This window comes from Cyanobacterium sp. (assembly GCF_054166785.1).
In genome coordinates this window covers 1-16,594 of sequence record NZ_JBSZCP010000069.1, presented here as the reverse complement: position 1 = coordinate 16,594, position 16,594 = coordinate 1, and the positions used below count along the sequence as shown (strand labels likewise).

General features: G+C 37.0%; 14 protein-coding genes. 4 read left to right on the top strand and 10 right to left on the bottom strand.

Going from position 1 to position 16,594, the window contains the following annotated elements; genetic code table 11:
• Positions 1-210 precede the first annotated feature (210 nt).
• On the top strand, positions 211-915 hold the full coding sequence (locus ACXITR_RS14245; protein WP_457997887.1) for a pirin family protein: 705 nt from the start codon (positions 211-213) through the stop codon (positions 913-915).
• On the opposite strand, the gene rsmD is transcribed toward ACXITR_RS14245, so the two are convergent.
• The 3 genes from rsmD to gloB form a co-directional block, all read right to left on the bottom strand.
• Positions 912-1,451: a 16S rRNA (guanine(966)-N(2))-methyltransferase RsmD gene (gene rsmD / locus ACXITR_RS14240; RefSeq protein ID WP_457997886.1), complete on the bottom strand. Its 540-nt coding sequence runs from the start codon at positions 1,449-1,451 to the stop codon at positions 912-914. The genes ACXITR_RS14245 and rsmD overlap by 4 nt on opposite strands.
• 66 nt (positions 1,452-1,517) lie before the next feature.
• Positions 1,518-2,921 carry an LCP family protein gene (locus ACXITR_RS14235; RefSeq protein WP_457997885.1) on the bottom strand — a complete coding sequence of 468 codons (1,404 nt, stop codon included), beginning with the start codon at positions 2,919-2,921 and terminating at the stop codon, positions 1,518-1,520.
• A gap of 159 nt (positions 2,922-3,080) precedes the next feature.
• Positions 3,081-3,854: a hydroxyacylglutathione hydrolase gene (gloB, locus tag ACXITR_RS14230; RefSeq protein WP_457997884.1), complete on the bottom strand. Its 774-nt coding sequence runs from the start codon at positions 3,852-3,854 to the stop codon at positions 3,081-3,083.
• A 99-nt stretch (positions 3,855-3,953) separates the two neighbouring features.
• Here gloB and ACXITR_RS14225 point away from each other — a divergent pair, with 99 nt between their 5' ends.
• The 3 genes from ACXITR_RS14225 (at position 3,954) to hemL (ending at position 8,426) form a co-directional block, all read left to right on the top strand.
• Entirely contained in the window at positions 3,954-5,150 is a 1,197-nt protein-coding gene (locus tag ACXITR_RS14225) for a glycosyltransferase family 4 protein (RefSeq protein ID WP_457997883.1), read from the top strand.
• Between the two features lie 41 nt (positions 5,151-5,191).
• The gene (locus ACXITR_RS14220; RefSeq protein WP_457997882.1) at positions 5,192-7,039 is read left to right on the top strand and encodes an ABC transporter ATP-binding protein; all 1,848 of its coding nucleotides are present in this window, start codon (positions 5,192-5,194) and stop codon (positions 7,037-7,039) included.
• Positions 7,040-7,124: 85 nt separating this feature from the next.
• Positions 7,125-8,426, top strand: coding sequence for a glutamate-1-semialdehyde 2,1-aminomutase (gene hemL / locus ACXITR_RS14215; RefSeq protein ID WP_457997881.1), 1,302 nt, complete (start codon positions 7,125-7,127; stop codon positions 8,424-8,426).
• 52 nt (positions 8,427-8,478) lie between these two features.
• Here hemL and ACXITR_RS14210 read toward each other — a convergent pair whose 3' ends face one another.
• The 7 genes from ACXITR_RS14210 to ACXITR_RS14180 all read right to left on the bottom strand — a co-directional run bounded on the left by ACXITR_RS14210 (position 8,479) and on the right by ACXITR_RS14180 (position 16,426).
• Positions 8,479-10,335: a phosphodiester glycosidase family protein gene (locus ACXITR_RS14210; RefSeq protein ID WP_457997880.1), complete on the bottom strand. Its 1,857-nt coding sequence runs from the start codon at positions 10,333-10,335 to the stop codon at positions 8,479-8,481.
• Between the two features lie 87 nt (positions 10,336-10,422).
• Positions 10,423-11,691, bottom strand: coding sequence for a glucosylglycerol 3-phosphatase (stpA, locus tag ACXITR_RS14205; RefSeq protein WP_457997879.1), 1,269 nt, complete (start codon positions 11,689-11,691; stop codon positions 10,423-10,425).
• A gap of 159 nt (positions 11,692-11,850) precedes the next feature.
• A complete protein-coding gene (locus ACXITR_RS14200) occupies positions 11,851-13,275 on the bottom strand; it encodes a diguanylate cyclase domain-containing protein (RefSeq protein WP_457997878.1) in 1,425 nt (474 codons plus the stop codon).
• A 194-nt stretch (positions 13,276-13,469) separates the two neighbouring features.
• Positions 13,470-13,916 carry an ABA4-like family protein gene (locus ACXITR_RS14195; RefSeq protein WP_457997877.1) on the bottom strand — a complete coding sequence of 149 codons (447 nt, stop codon included), beginning with the start codon at positions 13,914-13,916 and terminating at the stop codon, positions 13,470-13,472.
• Between the two features lie 101 nt (positions 13,917-14,017).
• Positions 14,018-15,034, bottom strand: a complete 1,017-nt coding sequence (locus tag ACXITR_RS14190) for a CobW family GTP-binding protein (protein ID WP_457997876.1) — start codon at positions 15,032-15,034, stop codon at positions 14,018-14,020.
• A gap of 134 nt (positions 15,035-15,168) precedes the next feature.
• Positions 15,169-15,828 (bottom strand): GTP cyclohydrolase I FolE, encoded by a 660-nt coding sequence (folE, locus tag ACXITR_RS14185; RefSeq protein ID WP_457997875.1) that lies wholly within the window; start codon positions 15,826-15,828, stop codon positions 15,169-15,171.
• A gap of 130 nt (positions 15,829-15,958) precedes the next feature.
• Positions 15,959-16,426, bottom strand: coding sequence for an SgcJ/EcaC family oxidoreductase (locus ACXITR_RS14180; protein ID WP_457997874.1), 468 nt, complete (start codon positions 16,424-16,426; stop codon positions 15,959-15,961).
• Positions 16,427-16,594: the final 168 nt, after the last annotated feature.

Genomic DNA, 16,594 nt, shown 5'->3' with positions numbered 1-16,594 from the left:
TTTAAATGGATGTGGAGCAGGGCGTAAGACTACCGCAAAGGTAGCAGTATGCGATGAAGCGTCAACCATCTTAAAAGGAACTCAATTAAGTTTGAGCTTGTTTTAGGAATCCCGTCGCCTTCAGGCACGGGAGGATGTCAATCTACATGGTTTTATTGCTTAAAAAATACTTATTCGAAATAATTTAGGTTAATTTTAGGACAACAAATAATGATTACAATACGCCCATCTGCCGAAAGAGGACATATTTTATTTGACTGGCTAAATACAAAACATACTTTTTCTTTTGGTAGCTATTATGACCCCAAACATACAGGATTTGGTAATCTTTTAGTTATTAATGAAGATAAAATTTCTCCAGGTAAAGGTTTTGGCACCCATGGACACAAAGATATGGAAATTGTCACCTATGTTATTGAAGGTGAGTTAGAACATAAGGACAGTATTGGTAACGGTGAAACCATTACTAGGGGTGAAGTACAAAGGATGAGTGCGGGTACGGGTATCCGTCATAGTGAGTTTAATCATTCTAATGAAGCGGAGGTTCATCTATTACAAATTTGGATTGTGCCTGCGGAGCAAAATTTAGAGCCTAGTTATGAACAAAAGATATTTTCAGAGGAAGAAAAAAGAGGGAAATTATGTTTATTAGTTTCTCCAGAAAGTAAAGATAATTCTTTAAAAATTCATCAAAATGTCAATATTTGGTCTTCTATTTTAGGCGAAAATGAAACTATAGATCATTCTTTAGCTAATAAAGATTATGCTTGGATTCAACTGATTAAAGGATCATTGGAAATCAATAATGAGATGATAAATGCTGGAGATGGGGTTGCTATTAAGGAGGAAGATTTATTAACTATTAAAAGTATGCAGAATGATAGCGAATTTTTATTGTTTCACTTTATGAATTAAGGCATTTTTTTGTAAAAGTTAATATTAGTATTACCGTAGGATTTCTCTTGCACTAATTGCCATTTATCGGTAAATATTGTAGGGGATTTTTTATAATTAAATTCCGTGGCTACTTCTCCTTGGGTTGATAATAAATCATAGTCAAAAATTGTTTGTAAGGTTGAGTTATAGAGGTTTAGATGGTAAGGGGGATCGAGATAAATCAGGTCAAATTGATGTCCTTGTAAACTTTTTAATCTTTTTAAAATGTCTCCTTTTAAAACCATAATTTCTTGATTTTTTTGGGCTATTTTTTGCCAATTTTCTCGAATAATTGCACAGGCTTGGGGAGATTTTTCGATCGCCACGGCTTTACTAGCACCACGACAAAGAGCTTCAGCACCCATGGTGCCATTCCCTGCACACAAATCTAGCCATCGGCAACCAGAAATTTTGTCTTGCCAAATGTTAAAAATCGCTTCTCGTACCCTAGAGGTGGTGGGGCGGGTGTTTTGCCCCGCAAGGGTTTTAATTTCTCTGTTTCCGTAAATACGCATCAATAATTAATCTACAATGTTCCTAAAAAAAGTGGGGTATTAAAAGTAAAGGATAATTATCCATTGTTAATCGTCCATGGTCCAATCACTTCCCACTTGAATGGTTACGTCCGTACCTAATATCCCTGTACTTTCTACTAATACTTCTCCTAGTCCTAATGCCATTCTAATCCTTGCGGCCATGGAAGGATCTCCACTTTGGGCAACAATTCGGCTTTTGCTGATAGGCTCGTTATAGGGAATGGTACTGATAAACACTCGGTTGTAACCTGAGTCAATTAATTGGTTGGCAACGCTTTGGGCAATTTCTCGATCAGCGTCACGGGTTTGGATGGCTACTCTAACACGGTTAGGGGCGATCGCCTCATTACTGTTACTATTATTACTGGCATAAAAATAATCGGGCTGAATACCAAAAACGTCTTGGGAAATCCGTGTAATTCCCCTTTGGTTGGGTAGCCAATAACTCAATTCCCCTTCTTCGGGTTGATTAAAGTCTCCGGGTAACATTACCATCTGAAAATCCGATCTACTTTTTTGCCCCATGAAAGCAGCCATGGCAATTAGTTCATTAGTACCTAGATTGGTGTCAATGTGGGAGCGAATAATGCCTAAAATTTCGGGAATGCGTAAAACTGTTCGGGGGCTGAGGGCTTGTTCAGTTAAAGCTCGGATGAGGGCTTGTTGTCTTTGTACTCTACCTACGTCTCCTAGGGCATCGTAGCGGAAACGTAAAAGTTGTAATGCTTTTTCACCGTCTAATAATTGTTGTCCCTCCTGTAAATCAATGTAAAGCCTTTGACTATGATCGGTATATTTCATGTCTTTTGGCACGTAGAAATCTACTCCCCCAAGGGCATCGATGAGTTTTTCTACCCCTTGAACATTGATGCGCACATAACGGTCAATAGGCACACCATTAAGAAGATTACTGACGGATTCGGCGGCGAGGGAAGCTCCTCCGTAGGCGTTGGCATCATTAATTTTGGTAATTCCAGCCCCCCGAACTCTGGTTCTGGTATCACGGGGAATTGATAGCACCGTTACCTCATTTTTTTGTGGGTCTAGCCTGAGTAACATCATACTATCCGATCGCCCTTGAAAGGAGTTGACAAGGGGGTGATAACCGAGGTTGGTTTGTGGATAGTCGGGAATGTCGGTACTTAAAGTTTTAATACCCAATACGAGAATATTAATAGGTCGGCGCAGTTGAGGAACATTTAAACTACTGTAGGTTAAAGTTTCTTCTTGATTAAAAACCGCTTCTTCCTCAGGAGTTAACCTCACTTGGTTTAGGGGGGTTTGAGTGAAGGATAAAGCTAATAAAGCACCGATGGCCGTGGACAAAGAGGCGATCGCACTTAAACCAAAACCCATTAAAAGCCAATTTAACCTAGACCCCTTTTTGGGGGGTTGTGCTTTTTTCGCGCCCCCTTTCTTGGGACGATAATTTACTTTACTGACTGACATTAAGACTCCCCACAAAAAAATGTAAAAAAATAATAGAGTTGGACGATCAAGGGATTAGTTTTTTCTTTATCTAGCGAAGATCAACAAAAATTGATTATTCGTTAAAAAAGTCACCTATTAAATAATAGGTAATTAGACCATAAAATGAGTAGTAATTATTTAAAAATTATCTTTCATACCCCGTAAACGACCAAATACCCGACTAGGTTCCTCAAAACCCATGGCAGATTTGATCTGCTCACTATCCCAACGCATAAAAGGATTAGTCTTTTTTTCTAAGCCGATGAGGGAAGGAATCGTGGGCTGATCATTTTCCCGTGCTATTGTAACCTCTTGGTAACGGTTCATAAGGTCTAAATTGTTACCATCTACGGTAATAGCAAATTTTAAGTTACTGAGGGTATATTCATGGGCGCACCATACCCTCGTATTATCTGGCAAAGAGCGAAACTTGCTCAAAGAGTCCACCATCTGGGCGGGAGTCCCCTCAAATAAGCGTCCACAGCCCCCTGCAAAGAGGGTATCACCACAAAATAGCTCCCCTACCCCATTTTCTTCATTCGGGGCAAAATAGTAGGCAATATGGGCTTTGGTGTGACCCGGTACAAAAAAGACCTCTCCCTTTCTCCCTGCAAATTCCACCGTATCCCCTTCCCTCAAGAAAAATTGCTGACGGGGAATCCTACCCTTATCCACTTCGCCACCATAGACAACGGCTTCAGGAAAAGCCTCTAATAGCTCCTTATTTCCTCCCACGTGATCGAGGTGATGATGGGTATTAAAAATGGCCACTAACGGCGCTCCTAAGCTCTGCAAACAGTCTAAAACGGGTTGAGCTTCCGCTGGATCTACCACTGCCGCTTGATTTAAAGTGCGATCGTGTAAAACAAAGATATAATTATCCGACAATACGGGAATCCTAATAATATTCATAAAAAAATTGACTAAAATCTATTAGTACAATAACATTACGACATAAAACTTAACCTGCCATTATACCTGTGAACCCATTAACCCACTACTAAGATTGCTTTGAATACCAACCAACATCCCCTAAAAATATCCATAATAGTTAGTGACCTATCCACCAATGGCTCAGGACGTTGGGGGGGTGCCGTACGACCCTTTCTTCTCGCCAAAGCCCTGCAAAAAATAGGACACCAAGTTAAAATATTTGGTTTAGGATTCGGTTCACAAACTCCTCAATTTTCCACCGATATTCCTATGGTTTATGTACCCTGTGAATATCACTCAGGAATCATTAGTGCCAGTAAAGAATTACTCCGTCAAATTGATGGAGATATTATCTATGCCATCAAACCAAAAACCACTAGCTATGGTTTAGCCATTATCAAAAAACTAACCTCTGGTCGTCCCCTAATTTTAGACATAGACGACTGGGAAATGAGTTGGCATGGGGGAGATAATTGGAAATTCGGTTTTAAACCCATCAAGTTTATCAAAGAAATCATCAAAGAAGATGGCGCGCTGCGTTATCCAGATCATCCCCTTTATCTCCGTTGGCTAGAAAAATTTACCTCCTACGCCGACGTTATTACTACCCACAACACATTTTTACAACAAAGATTTGGGGGAATATATATACCCCAAGGAAAAGACTTAGAGCTTTTTAACCCTGCCAAATTTGATCCCCTAGTTTGTAAAACCAAATATGGACTCGAAAAATATAGGGTGTTAATGTTTCCCGGCGCCCCTCGCCCCTATAAAGGGTTAGAAGATTTACTCGAAGCGATGGATTTATTACAGTGGGAAGACCTACGATTAGTAATAGTGGGAGGTAGCCCCTATGATGACTATGATAAGTATTTACAACAGAAATGGTCACAATGGATTATTTCCATACCCCCCCAACCCTTCGAGCAGATGCCCGAGATAATATCCTGTGCGGATGTGATGGTTATTCCCCAAAGAAACACTCCAGAAACTATAGCCCAATTTCCCTTAAAACTAACCGATGCCATGGCCATGGCAAAACCTATTTTGGCAACAAAGGTAGGGGATATTCCTGAAGTATTGCAAGATACGGGTTATTTAGTGGAGCCTCAATCTCCAGAGGATTTAGCCCAAGGATTGAAAACCATTTTTAATGGGTATGATATGGCTATGGAAAAAGGATTAAGAGCAAGGGAACGTTATTTTAAATTCTATAGCCTAGAACAAATGATGTTTATGCTTAATCAGATTATTACTTCTTTACCTATCAAATAATATCTTATTTTTTGTAAATCCACAGTATATTAATTATTAAAATGAATCAAAATAAATTGTTATTACAATATGCCCTCCGTTTTCGATGGTGGATTCTACTAAGTCTATTCTTTGGTTTTTCGGGAGCTTTATTTAATAGTATTGGTATAACTTTAATTATTCCTATTGTTTTAGCAATTCTCGATCCAAATTTATTAGATATTAGCAATTTTCCCCCTATTCTGAGTAAACCTTTTTCTGTTTTTGATAATTTTTCTGGTAATTTACAAATTGTTTTAATGTTATCAACAATAGTATTAATTATTATTTTAAAAAATGCAAATAATATTCTAAATAGTTTATCTAGCTCATGGTTAAGTAAAAGATTAGCTAATACCATTAGGGATGATTTATTCAAGATCGTTATGTCTGTTGATTTAGATTTTTTTCAACGGACAAAAACAGGTACTTTGATGAGTTATTTAGAAACAGAATGTAGTAGAACTGCTACTTCTATCAATACAGCCATTGGAATGTTGAGCATTTCTTTTAACTTATTAACCTTTACTGCAATACTTTTTACTATCTCTTGGCAATTAACTTTAATTACTGGTTTTTTACTGTTTCTTTTGAGCTCTAGTAATCAAATATTTGTTAAAAGATCCAAAGCATTAGGTCGTGAACAAAGGAGAATTTCGAGGATATATACTCAAAAATTAGTAGAAACTTTGGGAGGAATTAGATTAGTAAAATCTGTGAGTAAAGAAGAAGATGAATATAATAATCTGGTGGATTTAATTCATGAGCGAGAAGAAGCCGCTTTGAAGGTTCAATATAATAGTGTTTTTATTCAACCTCTTAATGAAATTGGAGGTATTTGTATCATTTTAGGCATTGTGGTAATTGGAAAATTAATTTTTCAGGAAGATTCCGCCACTTTAGTTCCCCTACTTTTAACTTACTTGGTATTATTATTTCGCGCTGTACCTTTGGTGGCACAAATTGATAATAAAAGAAATGCTTTTGCGAATCAATCTAGTAGTGTTGAGGTGGTTCATGCTTTTTTAGATAAATCTGATAAGCCATTTTTACCCCAAGGAGATGTTCAATTTTCTTCCTTACAAACGGGTTTTGAGCTTAAAAATCTTAGTTTCCATTATCCTGGCCATGATAACCTTGTTCTCAAGAATATTAATTTATCTATCCCGAAGGGTAAAGTGACGGCTTTGGTGGGTTCTTCTGGTTCGGGGAAGTCCACTTTGGGGGATTTATTTGTAAGGTTTTATGATCCTTCTGAGGGTGAAATTTTTATTGATGGCATTGACTATCGGGAATATAATCTGAAGAGTGTGCGGGATAAGATGGCGATCGTTAGTCAGGATACTTTTTTGTTTAACAATACTATACGTTACAACGTTTGTTATGGTTTGGGAGAGGTGATGGAAGAAGATTTGATTAATGCCTTAAAACAGGCTAATGCCTATGATTTTGTTATGGATTTACCCGAGCAATTGGAAACGGAAATAGGCGATCGCGGCGTACTACTCTCAGGGGGACAAAAACAAAGAATTGCGATCGCCCGAGCCCTGCTAAGAGATCCTCAAATCCTACTCCTAGACGAGGCTACCAGTGCGCTAGACACCGTCTCCGAAAAAATAGTCCAAGATGCTTTGAATAGACTATCAAAAAATAGGACTACCCTTGTAATTGCCCACCGACTTTCTACCATCCATGATGCAGATCAAATTGTAGCCCTTGAAAAAGGTACCATTAGAGAAATAGGCAACCATCGAGAATTAATAGCTAAAAAAGGTTACTATGCGAAACTACATTCTTTGCAGTTTACAGGCATCTACGACAAACTAAACGAAAAGTTAAAAGACAGGGATAAAATTAAAACTCAAAAGTAAAATTGAGCCAACACCCTAGAATCAAATAGTTCGGTAAAATAGATTGATTATAAAAAATTAAAACAGAAACCTTAAGGAGATAACATTGGTTAGCACAACATCATTTACAACCACAAAATCAGAAGAAATTTTTGCCCAAGCCCAAAAACTAATGCCCGGGGGGGTAAACTCCCCAGTAAGAGCATTTAAATCCGTCGGTGGACAGCCCATTGTCTTTGATCGAGTAAATGGAGCTTATATTTGGGACGTAGATAACAATAAATATATCGACTATGTAGGTAGTTGGGGCCCGGCCATCTGTGGTCATGCCCACCCCGAAGTATTAAGCGCTCTCAAAGAAGTATTAGAAAAAGGTACAAGTTTTGGCGCCCCTTGTTTATTGGAAAATGTCCTTGCGGAAATGGTCATTGAAGCCGTACCCAGCATTGAAATGGTCAGGTTTGTGAACTCTGGTACTGAAGCCTGTTTATCGGTATTACGCTTGATGCGTGCCTATACCAAGAGAAACAAAATTATCAAATTTGAGGGCTGTTACCATGGCCATGGGGATATGTTCCTAGTTCAAGCAGGTTCAGGGGTTGCTACCCTTGGTTTACCCGACTCCCCCGGAGTGCCTAAAAGTGTAACTTCCGACACCCTCACTGCTCCCTATAACGATTTAGAAGCGGTCAAAAAATTATTTGAAGACAATAAAGGAGAGATTGCTGGGGTAATTCTTGAGGCGGTGGTTGGTAACGCTGGGTTTGTACCTCCCGATGCTGGATTTTTAGAAGGATTAAGGGTAATCACCGAAGAAAATGACGCTCTATTGGTGTTTGATGAGGTAATGACTGGTTTCCGCATTGCCTATGGTGGAGTACAAGAAAAATTTGGCGTTACCCCTGATTTAACTACCCTTGGGAAGGTTATCGGTGGTGGTTTACCTGTGGGTGCCTATGGTGGTAAAAAAGAAATCATGTCCATGGTAGCCCCTGCAGGCCCTATGTATCAGGCGGGTACTTTATCGGGTAATCCTTTGGCAATGATGGCAGGGATTAAAACCCTTGAATTGTTACAAAAACCCGGTACTTATGAGTATTTAGAAAAAATTACCCATCAATTAATTACTGGTTTATTGGATGTGGCTCGTAAGGCAGGACATCAGGTAAATGGAGGTAATATCAGCGGTATGTTTGGAATGTTCTTTTCTGATACCCCCGTCCATAACTATAGTGATGCGAAAAAAGCAGATACTGCTAAATTTGGACGTTTTCACCGAGGAATGCTTGAGCGTGGTATTTATCTTGCTCCTTCTCAGTTTGAGGCTGGTTTTACTTCTTTAGCCCACACTGAAGAAGACATTGAGGCTACCATTAGAGCGGCTGCGGAGGTATTAAAAGAAATTTAATTTACCCTCACCCCAACCCCTCTTCCATGGGAGAGGGGCTTTTTTTGCTCTTCTAATTTCGAGGACGGTAAAATAAACCTAATCCATTATGTACCCGTGCGGCGGTGACGGGGGAGCGGTCAATGATTTCACCCCCAAGATAAATTTGGGTGGAACTACCGCCATCAAGGTTGAGGGCATCTCTTGCCCCTAATTGGAGCAGGATTTGGGCGAATTCCTGTAAGCTAGGGCCAGGGCCTCCTATTCTTTGGTGGACGGCTACAAACATTAAGTTATTTTGGTTATCGAGGGCTACGGCGCTACGGGATGCCCTTTGTTGGTTAAAGGCGTTACTAAAACCTTCTGCTTCTCCATTAAGGACGATTTGACGATTGGTTAGTAGCATAGGTCCTGCCCCTAACATATGGGGGAAGTTTGCCATGGTGGGGGGTGTTGTGGCACTGCTAATTTGCAGTTGTTGCCCAGGGTTAAATCTACTGGCAAGTTGGGCAGAATTTCTTACTACAATCAAATATCCGTTGGTAGGAATGGTGATGGGGTTGCTTCCTGCTTGGGCAACGTTTATTTTGTCTGTGATACGATCGCCCTCTACCACTATAATAATTTCATTGTTACTCAGGCTAGTGTAATTGTTACCCCAACTACGGGTATAACGGGATACCCCCGTTTGCACATAACCACTGTTGATATAATCGGATACAAGGCGATCGCCCGTACCATTGGTAATGGTTTCTTGGAGACGAAGACGACTAATTTGGAAACTTCCTGCGTCATTCCATGCCAATACCCCCCGATTTAGAATAGGGGAACTTTGCCAATCTTGATTATTTCTGATGGCGCCCAGAGGTAACTGATTATTACGGTTAAAAAAGCCCCCGTTAATAGCGGCGATCGCCCCTTGACTTTGTGCCATGGTTCTTAGGGGAGCAGTACCCGTCATGGTACTATTATTGGTAACAATGGGACGTAAACTAAGCTCAGACCGTTGTAAATTGGCTTTTAGTAAAGAAGCAAAAAAAGTTTCCCCATTACTAAGTCTTACATAGGTATCCTGCCAACTAAGATCATTAGACCATGAAATATTTTTTTGTACCTTTGCCGTAGGACTCAATTCTGCAAAAAGTACATTAGGCGCTGAAGAATTTACCTTCAAATTATGCCCTGCGGGGATATTAATATGCACAAGGGTAGTATTATTACTGGTTTCTACCCGAAATAAAGAGCCAGAAACAGGAGTTTGTCCCCCCCGAATCCTATCCCCTTCATCCTCTAAAACTCCAGTATTATTAAAAGGATCAATGGAACTATTATTATTTTGCCCCGAAGCCCCAAAAGTGGGTTGTCCTTCAATGATAATTACCCCTTCATCCCTTGCCTGACTAACACGGAAAAAAGTAGGTCTTTCTAGCTCAATTACTACCCTTTTTTGTTGAGGTTGGTTAATATCATATACTCGATTTACCCGACTATTAGGAGTATTAATAACTAAAGAATCTCCCTGTTTTACCATAGAAATTCCCGTATTTGTTAAGATACTTCTAACGTCTAAATAACGATAAGGATTGACAAAACGAGCAGGTAAATTTTGATAGGAATTAAACCACTGAATCGGTTGTTGATTAGGATTATTACTATTTAATAATTCCACTCCTAGGGTATTTTGTAAGGCAATATCACTAATGCCAATATAGGTTTGATTTCCCTCTCGCCATTCCATCCAAGGAAGACTAATTTCCCTTTGATTAAGAAGGGTTTTTGTACCTGTTGCCACCACCCCTTGGGTGTTATTTTGAGCAAAAACAGGTTGTCCTATTCCTTGGGTAATATTAAAATTAAAACCATCTAATAAAAGTACCGAAAGAAAGGAAATAAAAATTAAATTGAGCCAAAAAAACTTCTTTTTTTTCATATATTTTCAATCAAGATATTCAAATAAATCCACAACAAGGGGCTTAAGCCCCTTGCCCCTATTTTTGTGTGTAACTATTAAAAAAAATTAATCAAGTTTCCTGCCATGGGCAACTTCATTAAAAAACTGACAATATTGTTGATGTCCTTCAGGAAAAACCATATTTAATTTTAAAGGTTCTTCTTTATCTAAATTATCCCCAGGACCTTCTAAAACAATCGTTTTACTTTCATTTTTACCTAGTTTAATAGGCTTTCTGTTTTTAATTTCTCCTCCCGAACTATCAATATAAACCACCGCATTATCTATGTTAAATTTATCACCAATATTTTGAATTAATTGTAAGAAGTTGCGATCGCTCCCTCCCCTACGGACGATTTTTTTGCCATCTTGTTCCATTACGGTACTATTAACCGTATCACCGACACCTACTAGAAAAGGCATCTTTGCAGGGTCAAAATTATCAACTACTAATTTTAATAATTCCCCTTGAGTCTTAGGGGCTTTTCTCACATTAAAATCTTTTCCTAAGGGATATTCTCCCGTGTGTAAATAATAATAGTAATTAAGTAAAAATAATACCCCCGCTTCTTTGACTCCCCCTGTCACCATAAACTGAAAATCCGTAGTACCTGAATCATTTTCTGTGGCAGGACGTAAGATTTCTAAACCATCATCATCCCTACCCAAATTAGGGGCATAATGAACAAAAAATGAGTCTTTTAAACCCTCTTTTGTCGCCTGATTTAACAACTCATCCATTAATAGTTTTACTTCATTTTGTAACTGGATATAAATAGAATTATGATTAGTTAATTTTTCGTAGAAAGTATTAATATTAACCGTAGGAGAAACAAAGTTATCAAGTATTACCGCATCAATTATATTCTTAATTTCTTCTGGATTTAAAAAAGCACAATTGTTAGTACAAAAATCATTTAACTTTTCCCTCATAATATCAGGAACACCATTTAAAAACTTTAATTCTTTATCACTGATTCCGGGGTGTTCTACATTCCCAAAACAGTCTTGCCATTGCACTCCTCCCCCTGCTAAACCGGGTAAATAGTAACCTTTTTCTTTTACTTCCTGAGCAGATAAAGCAGATTTTTCAACAATATTATTAACACCTCTTTTGCCGATATGTTCTCCATTAGTGAGGACAAAAAAATGATTATTCATTTTCTTTACTGATTGCACATAATCCCATGAAATAAATCTGTTTAAAGGGTCTTTTACTAAGCCCATACATACTCCATCTAAGTCTTGGATAATTAAGCTATTAGGAGTATTAATTAATTTTTCTTTTAATAGGCTATGGTCTAAGGATAAATGTAAATTTTTAATGTTAGTCATTATGCCCCTGATCGAGATTAATTACCCTAACATATTAACAGGCAGGAGGTTAATTGATAATTGAAAATGGATAATTGATAATCATTATTTAATAATAGGATGAAATATTATTGAATGATACTAGAAATTAAGACACAAAAATATTATCACCATTGCCTATTACGTATTACCTTTTATATATTCATAATAATTTTCGGTTAAGGTGCGATCGGCATTTTGTAATAAAATTTCTTCATAATCGCCATTATCAGGATAGGAAGCACTACCAATACTGAAACTAACTTGTATTGTTTCTTCTTTTATGGATAATGGTTGTTGGGCAATTTGTAAAATTTCGTATGTAATCTTATCTAAATATTCCTTAGTATTTTGAGCTAATAAGAAAGCAAATTCATCATCATGCCAATGATATAACATATCCTGAGCTGAGATTATTTTTTTTAATTTTTTAGATATGGTTTTTAGCACTAATTCGGCTACTTCATAATTATATTTATACCCAATTTCTTTCCATTCATTTATTTTGACTAATACTAAGGAAATATTCCCTTCTTCATTGCCATAATAGTTTGCTAAGACAGAAAATAAGTGTTCTTTAAAAATGGTATAGTTTGGTAGGTTTGTAATGGAATTATGATAATTTTTATAACGCAATAATTCTTCTATTTTTCTTTGCTCGGCTAAGTCTAGTATTGATAAACAAATGATCTGCTTGTTATCTTGAGAAATAACCCTAGTTTTAATTTGAACAGGTAAAAAATTCTCCCCTTTTTTCTTAATAACAGAATCTCTTAAAATACTCTTATATTTGTTGTCGATTAATAAATTTGTGTCGTCTTCTAAAATTTCTTTATCAATCGGAAAGATGTCTTCAATGGTTAGTTTAAAAATATCTTCCTTTTTTTCATAATCAAGGATTTTAAGCAGTGATTTATTACAATCTATTATTTCTGAGGTATTAGTATCAATAAAAATAATTCCTTCTATTAATTCGTCGCTGCTGTCACAATATGCTGCGATGAAATCGTACTGCGTCTGTTTATGATCATTTGAATCATCTTCATCTGTATAATCAATGTGCTTTAATTCTTGATAGTCACTATATTCTGAATGATCATCCAATACATCAGTAAGTAAAACATCTTCTTTATCTTTATCTTTTACAGAGGGGAATGAAGTATAGCTATTATTTTTGTTAATAGCACTTAAAAATTCTTTTGATTCAATATTAAGAACATCATATTTACCTTTGATTTCGATGCCACCTAAGATTATAATATCTCCAGGTAATAGTTTATGAACATTGATTTTTTTTGCATTAACAAATACTCCATTCCTACTCTTATTCCCCTTAAAATCTCCATCTAAAATCCAAAAAGCTGTATCAAATTTATTTTCTGTTTTATGTTGATAAATAACTTTTATAATGCTGCTATGATGACGGGATGTTACTCGATGATTAATAATAATAGAATTACTAGAACTTCTCCCTACGGAATGAATATTTTTTTCTAATAAAAATACTTTTTTCCCTGTATTTAATTCGATGGATAGTAAGTGTTTTAAGGGGGTATCATTAACCATTTAACATTTGCAAGTTTTTAGATTTTGATTTAAAGATAGCATAAGTTTTGAGAATAGACAATTTTAGTTTTGATGGAGCGGATTTAATTAACTAAAATACTTTAAGGATATGTGAAAGAATAGTTTACCGTAAATATTGACATATACGAAATCCCCACCGTACATAAAAATGATGGGGATGTGAAAAATCTAGTTTAGGAGTTATCGGCAATAATTTCTGGTTTTTTCAAATTGGATTGAATGGCATCAGTAATTATATGGGACAAAAACCCCATGGGGCCTGCAAATAGGCACAGAATAAGAGAGTGAATCGTCCAAATATTTTTTTCTTGCCCTTGCCAATAAATATATCTGCCCAAAAATAAGTCCAACACTAAAAAATGAGTCCACCCGGCAAAGGTTACGATAGGATTACTAAATACTTGGGCTAATTCTGGTAATTGAGGGTTAGATAGTGTTTGGGCTGACTCGGCATCTAGGCTAGTTACAAATAGGTAAATATAGAGCAGAATCAGGGGAATAAATATCAGGTAAGATTTCATTATCTTTTGGGTAATTGACCATTTGGGGAGGGCAATCATTAATAGCCAAAAGGGCAATACAAAAAGGTTTGAAATGTTGAATAGTAGATTTAAGTCCATTATTTATGTTAGGGGTGGCATTTTTTTTATTATATGCTCGAATTACGAAAATAAAGTTGTCTAACAAAAGAGTCTAAGTGACTTAAACCTACGGATTTTGCTTAATTAACAACGCACTCGCGCAATTTTGCCTTTAGGTTATCGGCGGATATGTCTTTACCTATCATTACTAATTGATTTTTTTGGGGTGTTTGCCATTCTTCTGTGTTTAAATCGTAGCGTTTTCCACTCAGTTGAAAGATATGCTTTAATTCACTCTCGGCAAACCATAAAATTCCTTTGGCTCGATACACTTTCGCCATGATATTATCCGTGATAAAGTTTTGAAATTTATCTACGTTAAAGGGGCGATCGCACTCAAAAGAAACCGATATAAAACCATCTACTTCTAAATGATGGGAATGATGGTGGTGATGATCATGATCATGATGATCGTGGTGATGGTGATGATCATGGTGATCATGGGATGATACTAGCTCATCTTGGGGATAATTATTAATATCAATTCGTTCTACATCCAAAATAAGAGGTAGAGGTATATTAGCGTTTTCGCAATGTAAAATACTCGCTCCCGGTTTAATAGTAAAAATACTTTGTTCCAACTCCTCAACCTTTTCCTTCGACACTAAATCAATTTTATTGAGCAGAATAATATCACCATAAATAATTTGTGTTAACGCTGCATCACTATCAAAATGCTCCACCGTAAAATTTTCCGCATCAACTAAAGTCAACACCGAATCTAAGCGAATTAAATCCCTTAACTCAGGACTTAAAAAAGTTAAAACAATCGGTAAAGGATCAGCAACCCCCGTTGTTTCAACAATTAAATAATCAACCTTTTGCTCACTTTCTAATACTTGATAAACTGTGTCTAATAAATCATCATTGATGGTACAACAAATACAACCATTACTCAAACTGAGCATATTTTCTTCCGCCGATACCAATAGCTGACTATCAATATCAATATCCCCAAATTCATTAACCAATACCGCAACTTTTAAATTATTTTTATTGCTCAAAATATGGTTTAAAAGAGTTGTTTTTCCACTGCCTAAAAATCCCGTAATAATAGTTACAGGCATTCCTCTTTTTGGTAAAACTAAATTATCCATAAAAAACTAAATATTGTTTATACAAAGTCAAGGGGTTGGATAAGGGATTTTCAGCCCCTATTAAGTCCTTATAATCAAATTTTGCACAATTTTTCCAAACTTTACAAAAAATACCAACCCCCCAACCATTAATCCTAATTGTTGAAAGTAGGGCGATGTTGAATTAAATTCATAAACTCTTGACGGGTTTTAGCATCTTCAGAAAAAACTCCTCTCAAAGCACTGGTAGAAGTCCATGAACCGGGTTTTTGTACCCCACGCATCACCATGCACATATGACTTGCTTCCACCACCACAGCTACTCCTTGGGGCTGCAATAATCCTTGTAAGGCATCCGCAATCTGAGATGTAAGGCGTTCTTGTACCTGTAATCTTCTGGAATACATTTCACAAATTCGGGCAATTTTTGATAATCCAATTACCTTACCATTAGGGATATAGGCTACGTGCGCTCGTCCAAGAATAGGCAAAATATGGTGTTCACAAGAGCTAAACAAATCAATGTCTCTCACCAAAACCATTTCATTAGCGTTTTCATGAAATACCGCACCATTAAGCAATTCATCCAAAGATTGGTTGTAACCAGAGGTCAAAAATTTAAGAGCCTTCACCACCCTTTTAGGAGTATCTTTTAATCCTTCCCTTTCTGGATCTTCTCCCAAACCAATCAATAATGTTCTAACAGCTTCAATCATTTCCTCCTGTGTTACCTGAGGCTTAGATTCCGTAACAAGAGAAGGTAATTGATTTCCCTTTGCCATTGCTTTCATCATCGAGGATTCAGTGAATGTCATGTTGTTTTGTTAATAAATCTTTATACTAAAATGATAACCATTATCATTTAAAACGACAATATTTATAAAAAAAGCCCGAACTCAAAGGCTCGGGCAAAGATAAAGGAATAGTTTAATTGATCAGATTTTCCTAGCTATCACTCTGCGTTTCAGGTAATAAAGAAGAATGATGACTGGTGATTAACCATTCGTTACCATCCCAAGCGTAGGTGAAGGTAAAACGAGCCTGGGCTTGTTCTTCTGTAGCCCCAAAAGTGAAAGTATAGATTCCTGCATCCACAGCAGTATTACAACCAATAAAAATAGATCTCTGGTCAATAACTCCACTAGGTTGACTTTGTAAAAAATACTCAAAATAATCTTTCTTTTCAATGCGATTTAATCTTGGAGTGTTAGAAATAGTGGCTAAAAGAACCGCATCTTCTGCATAATTATTGGCAACTTTTTCAGGATTTCCCGTAGCTAAAGAATCATTCCAACGGTCAAACAAAGATGCAATATTTTCCTCTGTAACTGGTTGACAACTGGCATTGTCAATCATTGATTCTGACTCACTACTCATACTCTGTGCCATAGCCACATAGGGACTTAAGCTCAACTTGACATCCTCCCGTGCCTGAAGGCAACGGGATTCCTAAAACAAGCTCAAACTTAATTGAGTTCCTTTTAAGATGGTTGACGCTTCATCGCATACTGCTACCTTTGCGGTAGTCTTACGCCCTGCTCCACATCCATTTAAAGCCTTGGAATGCCCTCCCACGGCTGT